Origin of the sequence: Halolamina salifodinae (assembly GCF_017874235.1) — an archaeon.
Classification (GTDB): Archaea; Halobacteriota; Halobacteria; order Halobacteriales; family Haloferacaceae; genus Halolamina; species Halolamina salifodinae.
On sequence record NZ_JAGGLC010000001.1, the window covers coordinates 172368 to 190773 of the forward strand.

Annotated in this window: 19 protein-coding genes; 10 read left to right on the forward strand and 9 right to left on the reverse strand. The window is 69.2% G+C overall.

Annotated features, from left to right (window positions below):
* Positions 1–21: 21 nt before the first annotated feature.
* The 5 genes from J2753_RS00930 to cdd form a co-directional block, all read right to left on the reverse strand.
* On the reverse strand, positions 22–540 hold the full coding sequence (locus tag J2753_RS00930; RefSeq protein WP_209489550.1) for a DUF7122 family protein: 519 nt from the start codon (positions 538–540) through the stop codon (positions 22–24).
* Complete coding sequence (locus tag J2753_RS00935; RefSeq protein WP_209489552.1) at positions 537–1541, reverse strand: RsmB/NOP family class I SAM-dependent RNA methyltransferase; 1005 nt, start codon at positions 1539–1541, stop codon at positions 537–539. Before J2753_RS00935 ends, J2753_RS00930 begins: the two co-directional genes overlap by 4 nt.
* A 53-nt stretch (positions 1542–1594) precedes the next feature.
* Positions 1595–2092 (reverse strand): hypothetical protein, encoded by a 498-nt coding sequence (locus J2753_RS00940; protein ID WP_209489554.1) that lies wholly within the window; start codon positions 2090–2092, stop codon positions 1595–1597.
* Positions 2093–2276: 184 nt separating this feature from the next.
* On the reverse strand, positions 2277–2855 hold the full coding sequence (locus J2753_RS00945; RefSeq protein ID WP_209489556.1) for a GNAT family N-acetyltransferase: 579 nt from the start codon (positions 2853–2855) through the stop codon (positions 2277–2279).
* 68 nt (positions 2856–2923) lie between these two features.
* Positions 2924–3349, reverse strand: a complete 426-nt coding sequence (gene cdd / locus J2753_RS00950) for a cytidine deaminase (protein WP_209489558.1) — start codon at positions 3347–3349, stop codon at positions 2924–2926.
* Positions 3350–3582: 233 nt separating this feature from the next.
* Here cdd and J2753_RS00955 point away from each other — a divergent pair, with 233 nt between their 5' ends.
* Positions 3583–3813 carry a UPF0058 family protein gene (locus J2753_RS00955; protein WP_209489560.1) on the forward strand — a complete coding sequence of 77 codons (231 nt, stop codon included), beginning with the start codon at positions 3583–3585 and terminating at the stop codon, positions 3811–3813.
* A gap of 48 nt (positions 3814–3861) precedes the next feature.
* On the opposite strand, the gene J2753_RS00960 is transcribed toward J2753_RS00955, so the two are convergent.
* On the reverse strand, positions 3862–4305 hold the full coding sequence (locus J2753_RS00960) for a DUF555 domain-containing protein (RefSeq protein WP_209489562.1): 444 nt from the start codon (positions 4303–4305) through the stop codon (positions 3862–3864).
* Between the two features lie 80 nt (positions 4306–4385).
* Between J2753_RS00960 and J2753_RS00965 the strand changes: the two genes are divergently transcribed.
* The 5 genes from J2753_RS00965 to J2753_RS00985 all read left to right on the forward strand — a co-directional run bounded on the left by J2753_RS00965 (position 4386) and on the right by J2753_RS00985 (position 10790).
* Positions 4386–4838, forward strand: coding sequence for a bifunctional nuclease family protein (locus J2753_RS00965; protein ID WP_209489564.1), 453 nt, complete (start codon positions 4386–4388; stop codon positions 4836–4838).
* 84 nt (positions 4839–4922) lie between these two features.
* Positions 4923–8189 carry a tetratricopeptide repeat protein gene (locus J2753_RS00970; RefSeq protein ID WP_209489566.1) on the forward strand — a complete coding sequence of 1089 codons (3267 nt, stop codon included), beginning with the start codon at positions 4923–4925 and terminating at the stop codon, positions 8187–8189.
* A gap of 74 nt (positions 8190–8263) precedes the next feature.
* Positions 8264–9625 carry an outer membrane protein assembly factor BamB family protein gene (locus J2753_RS00975; protein WP_209489568.1) on the forward strand — a complete coding sequence of 454 codons (1362 nt, stop codon included), beginning with the start codon at positions 8264–8266 and terminating at the stop codon, positions 9623–9625.
* Between the two features lie 2 nt (positions 9626–9627).
* Positions 9628–10236 (forward strand): hypothetical protein, encoded by a 609-nt coding sequence (locus tag J2753_RS00980; protein WP_209489570.1) that lies wholly within the window; start codon positions 9628–9630, stop codon positions 10234–10236.
* A 71-nt stretch (positions 10237–10307) separates the two neighbouring features.
* Entirely contained in the window at positions 10308–10790 is a 483-nt protein-coding gene (locus J2753_RS00985) for an acyl-CoA thioesterase (protein WP_209489572.1), read from the forward strand.
* A 96-nt stretch (positions 10791–10886) separates the two neighbouring features.
* Here the strand turns inward: J2753_RS00985 and J2753_RS00990 are convergent, their stop codons facing one another.
* A complete protein-coding gene (locus J2753_RS00990) occupies positions 10887–11939 on the reverse strand; it encodes a S1C family serine protease (RefSeq protein WP_209489574.1) in 1053 nt (350 codons plus the stop codon).
* A gap of 175 nt (positions 11940–12114) precedes the next feature.
* On the opposite strand from J2753_RS00990, the gene dph2 reads away from it, so the two are divergent.
* Complete coding sequence (dph2, locus tag J2753_RS00995) at positions 12115–13161, forward strand: diphthamide biosynthesis enzyme Dph2 (protein ID WP_209489576.1); 1047 nt, start codon at positions 12115–12117, stop codon at positions 13159–13161.
* Positions 13162–13184: 23 nt separating this feature from the next.
* On the opposite strand, the gene J2753_RS01000 is transcribed toward dph2, so the two are convergent.
* Together J2753_RS01000 and J2753_RS01005 are read right to left on the reverse strand one after the other, a co-directional pair.
* On the reverse strand, positions 13185–14105 hold the full coding sequence (locus J2753_RS01000) for a hypothetical protein (RefSeq protein WP_209489578.1): 921 nt from the start codon (positions 14103–14105) through the stop codon (positions 13185–13187).
* A 47-nt stretch (positions 14106–14152) separates the two neighbouring features.
* Positions 14153–14713 (reverse strand): hypothetical protein, encoded by a 561-nt coding sequence (locus tag J2753_RS01005; RefSeq protein ID WP_209489579.1) that lies wholly within the window; start codon positions 14711–14713, stop codon positions 14153–14155.
* 104 nt (positions 14714–14817) lie between these two features.
* Here J2753_RS01005 and J2753_RS01010 point away from each other — a divergent pair, with 104 nt between their 5' ends.
* The 3 genes from J2753_RS01010 to J2753_RS01020 are packed head-to-tail and all read left to right on the forward strand — an operon-like array spanning position 14818 to position 18362.
* Complete coding sequence (locus J2753_RS01010) at positions 14818–15987, forward strand: M24 family metallopeptidase (protein WP_209489581.1); 1170 nt, start codon at positions 14818–14820, stop codon at positions 15985–15987.
* A 42-nt stretch (positions 15988–16029) separates the two neighbouring features.
* Positions 16030–16812 carry a prephenate dehydrogenase/arogenate dehydrogenase family protein gene (locus tag J2753_RS01015; RefSeq protein WP_209489583.1) on the forward strand — a complete coding sequence of 261 codons (783 nt, stop codon included), beginning with the start codon at positions 16030–16032 and terminating at the stop codon, positions 16810–16812.
* The gene (locus tag J2753_RS01020; RefSeq protein WP_209489585.1) at positions 16809–18362 is read left to right on the forward strand and encodes a small ribosomal subunit Rsm22 family protein; all 1554 of its coding nucleotides are present in this window, start codon (positions 16809–16811) and stop codon (positions 18360–18362) included. Before J2753_RS01015 ends, J2753_RS01020 begins: the two co-directional genes overlap by 4 nt.
* Positions 18363–18406 lie beyond the last annotated feature (44 nt).

Genomic DNA, 18406 nt, shown 5'->3' on the forward strand with positions numbered 1-18406 from the left:
CGGGAAGAGGCGTCGTCGCGGTCAGTCCAGCACCGCGAGCTCTTCCTGATACCCCTTCGGGATCCGTGAGCGGAGTTCCCCGTGGAGGTAGAGGCCGACGCCGATGGGTTCTCGCTCGCCGGCGAGTTCGTGGGCGGCGATCAGGTAGCCCCAGTCGCCGTCCCAGCGGCCGATCTGCTGGTCGTGACCTGCGGCGAACGCCGCCGCCTCACCGGGTCCGAGGTCGATCACGTTCTCCGTGGCCTCCTGGCCGAAGCGCTTCACGCCGGTCGTGGTGGGCTTCCAGTGTTCCTGTCGGGTCCGGAGGACGGTGATCCCCAGCCCCTCGACCTCGACGGGCGAGGGGAGGTTGGCGCTGAACGCCCAGATCTTCCCGGAGCCCTTCTCCCAGAACGTCACGTCCTCGAACGTCTCGGACGGGACGCCGAATCGCTCGTCCCACCAGTCGACGACCTCCTCGCGGGAGGCACGGCCCTCGACTTCTCGCTCGTCGGGGGTAGGGGGTAGACGGTCGAAGCGCTGGCCGTCGTTCTGGGTCATGCTTCCACCTCCGTCGTCTCGTCGGCGTCGCCGGTAGCGTCGGACTCAGCGCCGCCCACGCGGAGTTTCGCGACGAAGAACCCGCCCGTGTCGTTCTGGTGTGGGTAGACGCGGTGAGCCTTCTGCAGCGACTCGTCGAACGTCTGGTCCTCCCACTCGGTGATCCCGGGCGCGGTTTCGAGCGGCGCGTCCCACTCGACCATCTCCGCGTCGGTCGTTCTGATGGCGTGGTCGACGACGGCCTCGTTCTCCTCGGGCGCGAACGTGCAGGTGGAGTAGACCACGTCGCCGCCCGGGCGGGTGAGGTCGATAGCGCGCCGGAGAACCCCCTTCTGGATGCCGACCAGCCCCTTCACGTGGCCCATCGACCACTTCTCCAGCACGTCGGGGTTCTTCCGGCAGGTGCCCTCACACGAGCAGGGTACGTCGGCGACGGCGCCGTCGAACTGCGTTCGACTGGCAGCCGGACTCCGTCCGGCGACGCCGTCCAGCGAATCGACCCCGAGGTTGTCGGTGGTGAAGTTCCGTGCGTCGTCGTTCGTGACGACGAGGTTGCTCACGCCGAGTCGCTCGGCGTTGTGCCGGAGCGCCGAGAGCCGGCCGAGGTTGTTGTCGTTGCCGATCAGGACCCCGGAGTTATCCATCAGATCCGCGAGGTGGCAGGTCTTGCTCCCGGGGGCCGCACAGGCGTCCCAGACCCGGTCGCCGGGGTCGGGGTCGAGCGCCAGCGCGGGCAGGGCCGAGACCTCCTCCTGGCCGTGGAGCCAGCCGTGGACGTAGGGCCACGACGTGCCGGGCGAGCCGTCGGGCAGGCGGAACAGCCGGTCGTTCCAGTCTACCTGCTCGTAGGTGACGCCCTCCTCCGCGAACGCCGCGCGGACGCGCTCGGGGGTGGCCCGGAGTTCGTTCACCCGGACCACCGAGGGCAGCGGCCGGTCGCAGGCGTCGCGGAACGCCTCGACATCGTCGACGAGGCGCTCGTAGCGGTCGAGCGGGTTCATACCCGAACTGGCGCCCGGCGGCGCTTGTCGGTTTCGGAGCGCTACGGCGCCGGTCAGTCGGTGGTGATCCCTTCCAGTAGCGGATCGCCTCCGAAGAGCCGAACCGTCGCGGTACCGACAGCCAGCAGCGCCGTCAGGAGGAGGCCGACAGCGCCACCAACGACAGCACCGAGCCAGGTGAACGCGTACGTTCCCGTCACGACCGGAGGCATCGAGTCGGGGAGCAGCCAGCCAGCAACTAGCAGCAGGAACACGAGCGCCGCGAACGCGCCGGTCGCCGCTGCGGCGCGGACGACCGCCGGTCGGTCGGCCAGCGGGCCGAACCGGAACCGACCGATCCCGGCCGGCAGCGCGTAGCCCACGTGCGCGAGAACCGCGCCCACGGACTGGCCGATGAGGATGAACGCGACGGCGAACCCAGTGGGCAGGCCGTCGCTGTTCGGCGGCGGTTCGGGCAGCGTCGCGCCCGTGTAGACCGCCCAGCAGAACGCGACACCGCCGGCCAGCAGGAGGACTGCGCGGAGGACACCGAAATATCGTCGGAGGGACACGATCCGAACTCGGCGGGTGTACAGCATAGGCTTTGTGCCGAACCCGGCGTGCCCGGAGTTTTGACGCGATTCTTGGAGGCGGGGCCGATGGGGAGGATCCAGCAGGCGAAAGAACGGCTCGTTCGGCGGTAAAAGCGGGAGGTGAGTCCGGGACGACGCTGCCCCAGATTCCCCAGTCGGGGGCTTAGCTTCCGGTATCGTACTTGTACGTCGCCTCGTCGGCGTCGATACCGAAGTCCTCGGCGCTCTCCTCGGGTTCGGTCTCCTCGTGGCCGCCTTTCTCGGCGTTCTTGAACCGCTCGCGGAACGCCGGCGGCATCTCGAAGGCGTCGGTATCGACGGCGAGGGCGACGACATCCTCGCCGACCTCCTCGCGTTTCTGCTCGAGGCGGTCCTCGATCACTGGCGGTCGCTCCTCGGGTTCATCGAAGCCGAACTGCCGGAGGTAGTCGTCGCTGTCGGTGATCGAGTACACCGTGTCGAACCCCTCGTCGGCTGCGAGGTCGATCAACCGCTCGACGACGTGAGCGCCGACACCTTGCCCGCGCCAGCCCTCCACGACGCCGATGCCCGTGAGTTCACAGACCTCCCCCTCGTCGGTCTTGTGGATACGGTAGCGGCCAAAGCCCGCCCGCTCGTTCGAGCGCTCGTCGACCGCGATGACGTAGTCCCGCGAGCGGAAAGCGGCGCTGTCGAGCCCCATCTCCTCGATCCGGTCGAGTAGCCACGCCTCGTCCCGGTTTCGTGCATCGCGGACGTACATACAGGCCCTTAGACCCCGGGGGGGCAAAGGGCTGTCGCGGGTCGCAGTGCCGCCCGGGGCGCCCTGACTCAGTCCTCAGCCTCGGGGTCGACGCCCAGCATCCCCGGCGTGATGGTGTCAGGAATGAGTTCGCCGAGCCGGTACTCCCCGTACTCGCCGTCGTCAGTGTCACAGTACACCGGCACGTCATCGTCGCCGAACTCCGCGAGCGTCTGGCGGCACATCCCGCAGGGGGTGAGCCCCTCGCGGTCCTCCGAGGTGACGGCGACGGCCGCGATGGAGCGGTGGCCCGCCCGGACCGCGCTGCCGACCGCGACCTCCTCGGCGTGGAGCGCGTTGCTGTAGTTCGCGTTCTCGATATTGGTGCCGGTGAAAATTTCGCCGTCGCCGGTCAGAATGGCGGCGCCGACGGGGAACTCCGAGTAGGGGACGTAGGCGGCCTCGAGCGCGTCGCGGGCCTGCTCGATGAGCGCGGTAGGGTCGTGACTCTCCATACCCGAGTCAACGCCTGAGCCGACTTCAAACGACTGGAACCGGCGCTGATCGTGGTAACGACCCGCACGAGGGCGACGGCGTGGGTTCTGCGTCGGCGACGATGGCCCAAAGGGTTATCCCACGCGTCCGCCGATTCTCCCGATATCGGCCGGAACAGCCGCTCTTGTGCACACCATTGTTAACAATACTCAAAGTACTCCTATAACCCTCGAGACTGTACACAATGATGGATATGAAGAAACAAGAGCTCATTCACCTCCACGGCCTTCTCTCGGAGGTACGGGCCGAGTACGAGGAGTCCGAGGGGACGGATCTCGACCTCGAGGGGTACGAGGATTACGGCGTCCAGCCCACCTCGATCCACCGCTCGAAGACAGACCACAAACACGCCGTCTTCGAGTTAGTCCACGGCCTCACTGACTCCCTCTCCGAGCAGGAGACGATCACCGCCGCCGCCGACTGAGTCGGACAGCCGGCCGTTCTCCGGAGCCCACTCCCCAGTAGCGACGCGTCACTCGTGTTCGCGCTCGACCATCTCCTCGAACTCCGGCAGCAGCGACGCTTCCTCGTCGTCCGTCGACGCCGCCGGCGCCGCCTCCGCTTCGCTCGCCTCTTCCTCCTCGTCGGCCGGGCGGACCGCCACGCGTTCGAGCGGGATCCCCTCGAGTCGCTGGCCGATCTCCGAGCGCGCGATCCGGACGGCGTGGTCCTCGCTCTCGACATCGTAGACGGTCATCCCCAGTTCGAGCGCCACCAGCCCCTCGCCGGCCGCGACGGTCGCGGGCGGGAGTTCGGCACCACGGGGCGACCGACGGTTCCGGGGCTCGATGTCGACGTACGACAGATCGGGGTTGAGCTGTTCCCCCACCGTCGAGATGGCCGCGCCGACGGCGCTCTCGGGGGTCGCCACGTCGTAAACCGGCACAGCCGCTTCCAGCACCACGCGACAGTCCATTTGCGGGCTGTAGGCGGCCGGCGGCCATGAACGTTCGGCCCCGCGACAGCTATTTCCCGCCCCGTGGGTATCACCCACATATGACTCACGTCGCCGAAGTAACGGGAATCGCGACGGGCGAGACGCCGGGCGGCGAGGAGGTCCCGGCGGCGCTGCTGCGGGCCGACGGGACGTACCTGCCCATCTTCGTCACCGACGACCAGGCCGACGCCATCCGGCGAGGACTGGCCGACGAGCCGTTCGACCGGCCGCTGACCCACGACCTGTTCGTGGGGATGCTGGCGGAGTTCGGCGGCGCGTTCGACCGGGTGCGCATCGACGACCTGCGCGAGGGGACGTTCTACGCCAAGGTCGACGTCCAGCGCTACGAGGAGGGCGAGCCCCGGTCGCTCACGTTCGACGCCCGCCCCAGCGACGCCATCGCTATCGCCATCCGGGCGGACTGCCCCATCGAGGTGAGCGACGAGATCCTCGACGCGGCGGGCCGCAGCGGCGAGGAACTCGGCGTCGACGGCGTCGATACCGAGGAGTAGGCCGAGGGGGAGCAGTGCAGCGGCGGTCGAGTCCCCTCGCGGTGAAAGTATTTACACCCACCCGACACATCCCCTATCGTCACGATGTCGTCCGACACCGGAATCGACGAACTGCTGGCGCTCGTCGGCGACCGTGTGGAGTTCCTCGGGGCGCTCCGTGACGGGCCGCTGTTCAAGCGCGACCTCATCGATCGCCTCGACACCTCTCGCTCGACGGTCGACCGTGCCATCGAGGCACTCCTCGACGCCGGACTCGTGTCGAAGGTCGACGGCGGCTACCGAACGACGAGAACCGGACGACTCGCACTTTCACGGTACGAGACGCTACGCTCGGACATTCAGGGCGTCCTCGACGCCAGCCCCGTCGTCGACGCCATCCCGGCGGACGCGAGGCTCTCGCCGCTCCCGGTCGCCAAGTCGACCGTCCACCAGGTCGATCCACACGAAGTTCCCGACCTCCTGAGGGACGCCCTCACCGGATCGACCAGCGTCGCCGCCGCGCTCCCGGGACTCTCGGACTCGGTGGTGCTCGACACGTACTGCGAGCATGCCGGCCCGGAGACGACCACCCGACTCGTGCTCGCCCCGGCGCTCGCGGACGCACTGGGAGAGCGACTCCCGGCACAGTCCCGGCGGCTGGCGACCGCCGACGTCCGCGTGTTCCGGGGCGACGTGCCGAAGGTGGGGATCGTCGTCTGTCGGGGCGACACTGACTGCGCACTGATACTCGCCTACACTGGGTTCGGTGGGGTCGCCGGAGCGCTCGAACTGACGGACCCACAGGCGATCAGCCGACTCGCCAACCGAGTCGAGGACCGGATCGCCGACGCGACTGAATGCACCGAGGATCTCGCGGCCGTCGAGCCCACGCCGGAGGTTACGGCGCCGGCGACCGGCGACGTGCTCCCGGTTGATCTGGAGAGTGAGGGAGTGGTCCGGCTCACCGACGCACTGCTGGATCGGCGGGGCACGGCCTCCTTGCTCCAGGCGTGGCGAACCGGGATCTCCCTCGCGGACGCCGATAGCGGGTTCCTCATCGACCGCGCCTCGGCCGACGGAGCGGCGTCGGTGACAGCCGACGCCCGTCGACGCCTGCGTGCCGGCGAGGACGTCGTCCTCACCGGGCCGCCAGGCTCCGGAAAGAGCACGGTCTGTAAACGAATCGCGGTCTCGTGGCACCGGGCCGACCACGGGACGGTGCTGTACCGCCAGCCGGACGGTCACCGACCCCTCGAGTCAGTTCCGGCGCTCCTCCGGGCCATCGACGCGACGGCTGGCCACACCCTGGTGGTCGTCGAGGACGTGGTCGACCCGAACGCTCGACGCGCGCTGGATCTCCGGGCGGAGTTCGCCGGCCGGACGGACGTGAGCTTCCTGTTCGACGCCCGGACCGCAGCGTGGGAGCGCGCGGAGACGCCTGCTGAGCCGGGACCGACCGAACTGTCGATGCCGGGGCTGTCGGTCGCCGACTGCGAGGCGTTGCTCGCCCGTGCCGCCGAGAGTCGGGAGTCGGCACTCCCGCTCTCGGCCACGGCCCTCCACGAGTCGGTTACCGGCGACGACGCTGCCGGGGCGTTCGTCGTCGCGGCCCACCGAGTCGCACGGCTGGCCGACCCGCTAGCCGTCGCCGCCGGCGACACCCCGACCAGTCTCTCGGAATCGGCGGCCGACGCGTTCGACCGGCTCCAGTCCCGGGGGCGACTCGCAGTCGACCTCGGCATCTGGATCAATCTGCTGAACCTCGCGGACCTCCCGATTCGGTCCGCAACTGTCGACCCGCTGGGCGACACGGCGTTCCTCGAGGATGCGCTGAGTGTGTTGGACGGCGAAGTCCTGTTCGGCCGGCGTATGGACCCGCTCCGGGTCGGTGCGACCGTCCACGACGCCTGGTCGACCGCGTTTCTGGCCCACGCCGTCGAACGGCTCGGTGAGCGCGGCGCCCAAGAGGCGCTCGGACGGTCGCTCACGGCGGTACTCGACGGCGGCGCGCAGGCAGCCGCGGCGGAGTCGCCACTCCCAGACACCGACGACTGGCCGGAGTCGTTTGTCGCGGCGCTGTTCGACGCGCTACGGACACGCCCCCGGCTCGCCGGGCTGGTGGGTTCCCGCCTCCGGAACCGGATGCCCGAATCGGTCGCCACGCTCCGGCGCCACCGCTGGCACGGTCGGCTGGCGCTGAACGCTGGGAGCCCGGCGGAGGCCAGCGCCGCGTTCGACCGACTGCTGGAAGCCGCCCGAGCGGCGGAAAACCCCCACGCGACGGCGCGGGCGAGGCGCGGGCTGGGGAGCGCCGCGCTCCAGCAGTCCGCCTACGACGACGCCGTCGAGGAACTCGCCGCCGCGCTCGGTCTGGGACTCCGACTCGACGACGGGGAGACGGTCGTTCGGGCACTGATCGACCTCGGCACCGTGGCCCAGCGCCGCGGGGACCACGAGACGGCCGTGGAGCGGTACGACGCGGCACACCGTCGGGCGACGGCCGTCGACGACGACCTCCTGCTCGCGGTCTGTCGGCAGAACCTCGGCACAGCGGCGGCCGAACGCGCCGACTACGACGCGGCGGTCGCCCACGCCCGGGCCGCCCGGGAGACGTTCGAGGCCGCCGACGAGCCGCTCCGGGTCGCCAACTGCCTCGCGAACGCCGCCAACGCGATGGTGAATCTGGGCCAGTACGAGGCGGCTGCCGGCCGATACGAGCGAGCCATCGACATCCAGTCCGAACGAGGTGACGACCACGGCGCCGCGGCCACGCTCACTAGCCTCGGCGACCTCGAACGGCGGCGCGGGAACGACGAGCGGGCGCTGTCGTATCTCGAACGCGCGGAGTCGCTGTTCCACCGAATCGGCGACGACCACCGGCTGGCGATCTGTCTCAACAACATCGGCATCGTGCGCAAGGACCTCAGGGAGGTCGAGGCCGCCGTCGACACCCACCGAGAGGCGCTGGCGATCCGCGAGGCGATCGGAAACCCCCACGAGATCGGGATGAGCGAGCACAATCTGGCCGTCTGTGCGCTTCAGCGTGGCGACGTCGAGCGGGCCGAAACTCTCGCTCGTGAGTCGATGGAGCATCTCTCCGCGGCCGGAAACCAGCGCTCGGTCGGCGTCACTCGGTCACTGCTGGCGGACGTGTTGGTCGAACGCGGCGAGTACGACGACGCCATCGACCAGCTCGAAACCGGGATCGAGGAGCTCCGCGACTGCGGTGCCGACCCGCAGGCCGACACGCTCACGTCGGAGCTAACCGCGCTCTATCTGGAGGTGGGCGACACTGAGGCCGCACAGGCGCTCGCTCGAACCGCACACGGTCGAGCGCGCGGCGAGACCGACGTGGTCGCCGCCGACGACTGAGCGACCCAGTTCGCCGGGGTGCGGCGAACATCCTCACCCGATGAACCGATGACCTGCGGGAGTGTGGAGCCACTGTGAACCGACGTGACTACCTCAGAGCGCTTGCGGTGGCCGGAACGGCTGGTCTGGCCGGCTGTGGCGGCAACAGCGAGGGGACGTCTACGCTCCCAGAGACGGTGCAACAGGCGATGGAAGAGGCCGAAGAAACGGACACGGAAACGGCGACGGCCACAGAGACGCCGACGGAGCCGTCGGCCGTCCCCCTCGACTGGCGAACGTACGCCCGGGATGCCACGAACGCGAGATACGTCGCCGAGCAGCCGGATATCGCCGGCGAGTACGAGGTCAACTGGGCGGCTGACGTATCCAGCACGAGCCGGGTCGTCGCCGGCGGCGAGACGCTGTTCGTCCAATCGGACCGCGATCACGTCGCGAGTTCCCTGAGCGCGATCGACCCGAACGGCGAGGTTCGCTGGACGTGGGATGCCGGCGAGATCGGCGGGACGGTGTACGCCGACGGCGCCGTCGCCGGCCTCACCCGGGACGGCGACGTGATCGTACTGGACCCGGAGACGGGTGAGCGGACGGCCCTCGTCAGCGATGTCGGGACCGAACCCGACGTGTCGCTGAATCAAGTGAGCGAGTCGGGGCTGTTCGTGACGGTGAGCAGCGAGTCGTACGATCCATCCGAGTTGGCAATCGTCGATCTCACGGCGGGTGAGATGGTCCACCAGAGCACCGTCGAGAGCATGGCGGGCGTGTACGAGACGGTGATCAGCGACGGCGAGATCATCCTCATCGGCGCGGCGCCCGTCGAGTCGACGTGGCAGGACAACCCAATGATGGTTCAGCGCCGCGATCTCGAGACGGGCGAGGTTCTCGGCTCGTTCGAGCGGAACTGGCTCCGCGAGGCGGACATGGGGTGGGCCCACTGGACGACCGTCGACGGGAGTACCGTGTTCTCCGTCACGAACCGGAGCGGGATGCAGTACGACGAGTCGCGCTACGGGATGGTGGCCTACGAGAGCGACGGCAGCCGCCACTGGCAGCGGCCGGAGCTGTTCGTCAACACCGCCGTCTCCCCGCCGCTTCTCGACGACGAACGTGTGTACCTGATCGGGGGCGACACCATCCTGGCACTGGATCGCGAGTCCGGCGAGGAGCAGTGGCAGTACGAGACCACCGGCGCGTTCTCCCCGGGGTCGATCATCACCGACGAGGCACTGCTCGTCCCGGATCGGTTCCAGGAAGGCGAGATCAGGGTCCACCGCATCGACCCCGCGAGCGGCGACGCCACCCGGGTGCCGATGTACACCAGCGACGGTGAGGGCGGCCTGTACGACCAGCCCGTGGTTCGCCTGCGGCCAGCCAGCGAGGGCATCTACGCCCGGGGAACCGAGCTGCGGCATCTGACGCCGGTCGACGGCGACGAGTAACCGTGCGCCGACGCCGACTGCTGGTGCTGCTGGCGGCGCTGGGACTCGGTGGCGGTGGGGTCTGGGCCACCACCGACCCGCCACTGCCGGCGCGGGAGCAGATTCCCGAACCCACCGAACGGCCGTCGACCGACACCGCCACAGCGACCGCGACGGCGACGGCGACGCCGGTCCCGGAGTACTCGGAAACGAAGACCTACGGCGGGAAATCGCTCACCGTCGCCGCCCCGGAGACCAGACGAACTCTGAAGTTCGAGGACGAGACGGTGACAGCCGAGGATGGGTCCGTGTTCCTGCTCCTGAAGCTGACCACGACGAACGTCGGGGATCAGTCCATGAACGTCCCGTCGATGTTCGGAGTCCGCACCGAGGAGGGCGAGACCGAGATTCGGGAGCAGTACGTGGCAGACTCCCGCGAACGAATCCTGTCTCCCGAACGGAAACTGTTCGGTGAGGTGGCCGTCTACTGGCCGGAAGCGACCAACGGAGGGTGGCTGTACGCCGAGATTCCGGCGGACGCGTCGACAGTGACGTTCGTCTGGTTCTTCACCACTCGCGTCAGAGACGAGGAAGACCGGGAGATTACCTATCGCGTACCGGTTCCGGACTGAGGCGGTGGTCGCTCACGCAGGAGGGACCGCCGACCGGCGGCTTTGAGTGAGCCCCGCCCCCATCGCCGTACATGACGGAGAACGCCACGCTCGCGGAGTCCTACACCGAGATGACCGAACTGCTCCTGCCCAACGACACGAACAACCTCGGGCGGGCGCTGGGGGGCGCGGTTCTCCACTGGATGGACATCTGCGGCGCCATCGCGGGGATGCGCTTTGCCAACAAGCAGGTGGTGACGGCGTCGATGGATCACGTCGACTTCATCTCGCCCATCGACCTCGGCGAGGTGGCGGTGGTGCAGGCGTACGTGTTCAACACCGGCCGCACGAGCATCGACGTGAAAGTCGACGTGCGCGCCGAGGACCCCCGGGAGGGCGAGGAGCGCAAGACCACTGCCTCCTACTTCACGTTCGTCGCCCTCGACGAGGACGGGAACCCGACGAACGTGCCGGACCTCGAGTGCCCGAGCGACGAGGAGGAGGCGCTCAAACAGGAGGCCATCGACGGCCGCCGCGAGCAGTTCGAGGATCTGGTCGAGCGGATGGAGGGCTGAAAACGAGATGCGCGCTCACGGGTCGGTACACTCCCCGCTCGCGTTTCGGAACTGTTTACCGTCACGCCGAGAGCGCGACGTTTGCCAGTTCCGCGGCTATCGAGGATCGGGCCGCGTCCCCAGCGTGACCTCCACGGTCTGCTCCTCGCCGTCGCGGATCACCGTTACCCCGACGGTATCGCCGGGGCTGGTCTCCAGCGCGAGGTAGGTGCCGAGTTGGCCAGTGGTGTCGATAGTGGTCCCGTCGAGCGCGACGATCACGTCGCCGCCGGTCGGTTGCGGTGATCCCCCGACGGAGACGGTCTCAGTCCCGCCCTGAAGCACGCCGTCGGCGGGGCTCCCCGCCGGAACCGCGGCCAGATAGACGCCGCGGGCGTCGTCGAGGCCGTTCGCGTCCGCCAGCAGCGGCGTGACCGGGAGGATTCGCACGCCGAGGTAGGAGTGCTGGTAGCTGCCGGTCTCGACCAGTTCGGGGATGACCCGTTCGGTCAGCGCCGAACTGACGGCGAAGCCGATGTTCTCGCCGCCGGCCTGGGTGATGACGCCGGCCACGGTACCCTCCAGCGTGAGCAGCGGGCCGCCGCTGTTGCCGGGATTAACCGCGGCGTCGGTCTGAATCGCGCCGGAGATGGTGAAGTTCCGGACCGAGGAGATGGTGCGGTTCACCCCCGAGACGACGCCGGTGGTGAGCGATCCCTCCAGCCCCAGCGGCGCGCCGGCGGCGGCGACCCGGGTGCCGACCCGCGGCTGCTCGTCCAGTAGTGGGAGCGGCGTGGCATCCATAGGTGGCTCGACGGCGAGCGCCGCGAGATCGCTGTACGGGTCGCTTCCGAGGAGTTCGGCGGTCACCCAGTCGCCGTTGGCGAACTGCGCGCGCACCGTCTCGCCGCCGGCGACGACGTGGGCGTTGGTGACCAGCACGCCGTCGTCGTAGAGCCAGCCAGAGCCCTCGGCGAGCACGCCGCGTGAGTCGTACACCCGGAGCCGGACGACCGAGGGCGAAGCCGCCTCGTAGAGCTCCGCGAACGGCTGATCGTCGGGCGCGTCGAGGCCAGCGACGCTGGGGTCGCCCTCGGGGGCGGTACAGCCCGCGAGCGAGGCGAGGCCGGCCCCCGCCGCGGCGAGAAACTGGCGTCTGGAGCCATCCATGGTCGGGGTTGGGAGGTCGTGTGAATAAACGTCGGGGTCCCGGCGGTCGTTGGGCGAGTTCCTCATCCGGGCTGAGAGGGGCCGTCCATTCACCCGCCGGAGAACGCATGAGCCGCGGGAGCACGGAACTGACGGAAGCGGGGGGATTATCCGTCCACACCCGGTAGCACCGCTAATGAGTCAGGACGCCGCCGGCGACGCCACGACCGAGGGGGACCTCCGAAACACGGGGATGTCCCTCAAGCACGACCGGGAGTGGGACTACGAACTGGAGCGCATCATCGACGAGATCGAAGAGAAAGACGCAAAGAAGGTCGGACTGCAGTTCCCCGAAGGCCTCAAGCGCCGCGGCCCCGCCGTCGCCGACGACCTGCGGGAGCTGGCGCCCGACGACGTGACGTTCATGCTGTCGGGCCAGCCCTGCTACGGCGCCTGCGACCTCGACACGTTCCTGATGCGCCGGACGGACGTGTTCGTCCACTTCGGCCACTCGCCGATGAAGAACTCCGAGAAGATCATCTACGTCCCGCTGTTCTCCAACGTCGACGTGTTCCCGATGATGGAGGACGCACTGGAGGAGCTGCCCGAGGACGACGTTGGGCTGGTCACAACGGCCCAGCACATGAACCTCTTCCCGGAGATGAAGGAGTGGCTCCAGGAGAAGGGCTACGAGGTCCACACCCGGAAGGGCGACGACCGCCTGACCAACGAGGGGCAGGTGCTCGGCTGCAACTACGCCTCCGCGGACATCGACGCCGATCAGGTGCTCTACGTCGGCGGCGGGAAGTTCCACCCGCTCGGGCTGGCGATGGAGCATCCCGACAAAAAGGTCGTCATCGCCGACCCCGTGAACAACGTCGTCACCGTCGCCGACACGGAGAAGTTCATGAAGCAGCGCTACGGCGCCGTCCACCGCGCGATGGACGCCGAGAAGTGGGGCGTCATCTTCTGTACCAAGATCGGGCAGGGGCGCTGGGAGATGGCCGAGAAGATCGTCGAGGAGAACGATAACGCCTACCTCATCACGATGGACGAGGTCACCCCGGACCGCCTGCGCAACTTCGACATGGACGCGTTCGTCAACACCGGCTGTCCGCGGATCACCACCGACGACGGCCCGCAGTTCCACAAGCCGATGTTGACCCCCGGCGAGTACGAGATCGCGGTCGGTCACGAACCGCTGGACTCGCTGGAGTTCGACACGTTCCACGGGACGTGGTAGCCCGACCGTCAGCATCGACGCCGTCAGGGCGTCGTCGTCTCTGACTCCGTTCCGAGTTCTGTCGCCGTCACCCGATACAGCTCACCCCGGTACCGTACGCTGTACGGGTCGTTCACGCCGAACACGGGCCACGTGGTGTTCTCCTCGACGAACCGTACGCGGTCGGCGCCCGACTCGAAAAACGGGAGCGTGTTCCGGAGCCGGTAGTCGTAGACCGCCTGCTCGGGGATCAGCCGCCGCGGGTCGTCGGCATCGTCGACGCGCGTGAGAACGAACGCAGCGGGGCGGGCATCCTGAAGGTCACTTTCCTCGCCCCGAACCGTCACCACGTCGCCGTCGCGCGAGGTGCCGATCACCCGTGCGGTCGGTTCGAGCGTCAGTTCGGGTGCGTCAACGTCGAACAGGACAGCGAACCCGACTCTCCCCTCGTCGGCGTCGCCGAACCAGCCGCCGATCGTGAACGCGTACTCGCCGCCGCCGAGGCCGCCGACGGTGCCCGCAGACTCCCACGAGGTGTAGTCCCGGCCCGGCCGCGCTGGGAGCACGTGTTCGGCGGTGAGCCGCCACTCGTGTCTCGAACCGGGATTCAGGCGCATCAGGGGCTGCTGGACCACGTCCGGCACGATGTGGTGCCACTCGCCGTCGACGCGCTTCCAGAGGTTCCATCCGTAGTAGTTCGTGGAGAGCGTCTGGCCCGACCCGTTGGTGAGCGTGAACGCGAACGTCGTCGGGAGCGACCCCGAGCGCGAGTCGGCAGTCATCGCGACTGACGCGGACTCCGGATCAGACTCGGGGACACAGACCACGCGGTCACCGGGCGTCGGCGGGCAGTCCGACTCGTTCGCCGGCACGCCGACGTTCTCGGCGGGGTTCGATAGTCCGAGACAGCCGGCGGCGGCAGCGATTCCGGTGGCCGCAGTTCCGAGGAGGGCGCGTCGTCGCACACTGCCAGATCGCCCGGCCGCCGTAAATCCCTTCTCCCGGTTACGGGTCACTCTCCGACGATATCGAACACCGAAACCACGAGCACCGGTTGGTCGGAGAACCGCACCTCGTTCGAGACCGCGTAGCGTCCCGGGTCGATTCCGGCGAACGTCGGTAGATCCCCCTCGGTATCGATCTCGACGTCTCCCTGCCCAGTCCCGCGATTGTCGATCCGCAACGCCCACGAAATCGACTCGCCGGGGCGGAGCGCCGTCAGCGGCTGGAGGTAGCCATCGGGGTAGATTCCTCGCCATCCGTCGCTCTCGCGGCGCCAGAGCGCCCAGCCGTGGGGGTTCACTTGCAGCGGATCGCCGGTCCGGTTCACCAGCGAGAACGTCGCTGTGGCCGTCGGCAGGGTCAACGTCGTCTCGCTCGCGTCGATACCGGTTCGCTCCGCGCGGCCGCTGTCGACGACGACTCGGTCCACACTTTCGGTCCGCCAGTCTTCCCCCCAGGGCGTCTCGCTCGCCGGAACGCCAAGGAGACCGTCCGGTCCGGGCGCGCTCAGACAGCCAGCGCCACCAGCGATGCCGGCGCCGAGCGCTCCGAGGAGGGCGCGTCTGCGCATACGGGAACGTCGCCGGCCCGGAGGATATGTCTTCGGCCCAACCGAATCCCCACGGAATGACCGCGACGGTAACGCCTTTGCCTCCGCCGGCCGCCATCGCCGACATGGACATCGACACCAGTTCGCTCGACGAGTACCTCGCCGACGAGGGCCTCGACGGTTACGCGGTCTACGCCGACGGCGACGACTCCACCCAGCGCTACCTCTCGGGCTTCGACGCGCCCGACCCGTTTTTCACCGTCTACACGCCCGAGGAGACGGCGCTCCTCACCTCGGGGCTGGAGTACGGCCGCGCGAGCAAGGAGGCCCGCGGTACGGTCGACCGCACCTCGGACTACGACTACCAGCAACTCCGCGAGGAGCACGAGTCCAGAGTCGCCCGGGCGAAGATGCAGGCGGCGTTCCTCGACGCCCACGGCGTCGACGCGGTTGCCGTCCCGGAAACGTTCCCGGTCGGCGCCGCGGACGGCCTGCGTGAGGAGGGCGTCGCGCTCGCCGTCGATTCCGAGGGCGTCGTCGACGACATCCGCGCCGTGAAGACCGAGGCGGAGATCGAACACGTCCGCGAGGCCACGCTGGCCAACGAAGCGTCGATGCAGGCCTGCGAGGACCTGCTGGACGCCGCGGAGATCCACAACGGCACCCTCTACTACGAGGACGAACCGCTCACCAGCGAGCGCGTCGCCACCGAAATCGAGGTCACACTGCTCCAGCACGGCTGCGCGCTGGACGAGACCATCGTCGCCTGCGGCGTCGACGCCGCCGACCCGCACGACCGCGGCAGCGGGCCGCTGGAGGCCGGCCAGCCGATCATCGTCGACATCTTCCCCCGGGACAAGGAGAACGGCTACCACTCGGACATGACCCGGACGTTCGTGAAGGGCGCGGCCAGCGAGACGATCCAGTCGTGGTACGACCTCACGCAGGAGGCCAAGGAGGCCGCCTTCGACGCGCTGGAACCCGGCGCGACGGGCGAGGACGTCCACGCCGCCGCCTGCGAGGTGTACGAGGACGCCGGCTACCCGACGCTCCGGCAGGACCCCTCGGCGGAGACGGGGTTCATCCACAGCACCGGGCACGGCATCGGCCTCGACGTGCACGAGGCGCCCTCGCTCTCGCCCCGCGGCGGCGAACTGAAGCCGGGCCACATCGTGACCATCGAACCCGGCCTCTACGACCCGGACCACGGCGGCGTCCGCATCGAGGACATCGCCGTCGTCACCGAGGACGGCTACGAGAACTTCACTGACTACCCCGAACGACTCGAGCTGTAGAGAACCGACCGCTTTTCACCCGACGCCGCCCTCCATCCGGTAATGACGCTCTGTATCGTCGGCGCCGGCGCGATGGGCCGCTGGTTCGCCGAAACCGTCTCGGCCGCGCCAGCACTCGACGCGGACCTCACCTTTGCCGACACCGACGGCGACGCCGCGCGCGTCGCCGCCGCCGAGTTCGACGACGCCGAGGCCGTCTCGCTCGCCTCGGGCGTGCCCGAGGCGGATCGCACGTTCGACACGGTCTGTCTCGCGGTCCCGATTCCGGCCGTCGAGGCCGCCGTCGCCGACTGGGCGCCCCGCGCCGAGTCCGCGATGCTCGACCTCTCGGGCGTGATGGGCGCCCCCGTGGCCGCCATGCGTGAGCACCTGCCCGACCGCGAGCGCGCGAGCCTCCATCCGCTGTTCGCCCCGCCGCGAGCACCCGGCAACGTCGCGCTCGTCGCCGACTCCGTCGGCTCGACGCTCTCGCCGCTCCTCGACGCGGTTCGTGAGGCCGGCAACGACCTGTTCGAAACCACGCCCGAGGAGCACGACGAGGCCATGACCACCGTGCAGGCCAAGAGCCACGCGGCCGTGCTCGCGTGGACGCTGGCCGGCGACGACGTGCGCGAGGAGTTCCACACCCCCGTCTCGGCGGGCCTTTCGGACCTCGCTGAGACCGTCACCGAGGGCGACGCGCGCGTGTACGCCGACATTCAGGAGCGGTTCGGCGGCGCCGAAGCCGTCGCCGAGGCGGCCCGCGAGGTCGCCGACGGCGACCGAGAGGCGTTCGCGGAGTTGTACGAGCGTGCCGCTGCGGCACGGCTGGAGGGCGAGCGATGAGCGTCGACCGCTCGCGGCTCCGGGACACCGTGAACTACCTCCGGGAGGTCCGGCCCATCGACCCCGGGGAGATTCAGGAGTACTTCGACGAGACACCCCACCCCGCGGTCGTCAGGCAGGCGCTTCAGGACGAGGCGTTCGACCTCGACCTGATCGAGCGCGGGGACGGCACGTTCGTCCCCGCGGACGACGCGCCCGTCGATCCGCCGGGCTGGTCGGCCCAAGAACTGCCGAGCCAGTACGAGTCGGTCGTCGTCGACCGCCTCGTCGAGCGGTTCGGCCTCAACTGGGCCGACGGCGAGTCCGGTGACCGTCTCCGGGGGGCGATCCGCCGGCTGAAGGAAGACTACTACCACGGCAACCCCGTCGAGTACGACGAGGTGGCGGCGCTGGGCTACGCCATCTACCACCTGCCGGACTACTACGCCGCGATGGGCTACGTGCTCGACGATCTGGCGGAGAACGGCGACCTGCCCCGAAAGCTCCGCGTGCTCGACGTGGGCGCCGGCGTCGGCGGCCCCGCGCTGGCGCTGATCGACTACCTCCACGAGGCAGCGGGCGAGACCGGCGGCTCGCCGGCACAGGAAGCCGGCGAGGACGAGTCCCCGCCGCTGATCGAGTACCACGCGCTGGAGCCCTCCCCCGCGGCGGACCTGCTTTCGGATCTGCTGGAGGAGACCCCGCGGAACGTCCGGACGACGGTCCACCGCGAGACCGCCGAAGATTTCGACCCGGAATCGCTCGGCGAGATCGACCTGCTCACGTTCTGTAACGTGCTTTCGGAGCTCGACGACCCCGCGCACACCGCCGAGCGCTACCTCGACGCCGTCGCCGGTGACGGGTCGCCGGCAACGGGAGCCGGCGACGCCGACGACGGCACGCTGCTCGCCATGGCGCCCGCGGATCTGGAGACGGCGACGGGACTCAGGGAGGTCGAGCGCACGCTCGCGCGACCCGACTCCGGGCCGTCGGTCTACTCGCCGACGCTGCGGCTCTGGCCCGACGAGGCGCCCTCGGATCGGGGCTGGTCGTTCGACGTCCGCCCCGAGGTCGAGGCGCCGCGGATGCAGCAACAGTTGGCGGCGGGGGAGCGCGGCGTCGACGCCGTCGAGGAGGACGACGACCGGGACCCGTTCCTCAAGACGACGGTGCAGTTCGCCTACACCTTGCTTCGTCCGGACGGGAAACGGCGAACCCAGATCGCCGCCGCCGCCGACCGCCACGCGAAGGCCGCGGAGATGGAGCGCCACGTCAGCAACCGCATCGACCTGCTGACGGTGAAGCTGAGCCCCGACCTGAGCCGGCAGGGCGAGCGCACGCGGGAGTACGGCGCCGACCCGAACCCGGTCTTCAAAATCGGCGACGGCAGCGAGGACGTCGAGCAGTACGCCGTGCTCACCCGCCCCTCCGGGCTGAACCAGGACCTTCAGGAGGCGCCCTACGGGGCAGTGCTCTCCATCGAGAACGCGCTGGTACTGTGGAACGACGACGAGGCGGCGTACAACCTCGTCGTCGACGGCGAGACGGTCGTGGATCTGGTTGTTCCGTAAACGGCCCGTCTTCGAGTCGGCGCAGCCACCCAGGACAGTCTACA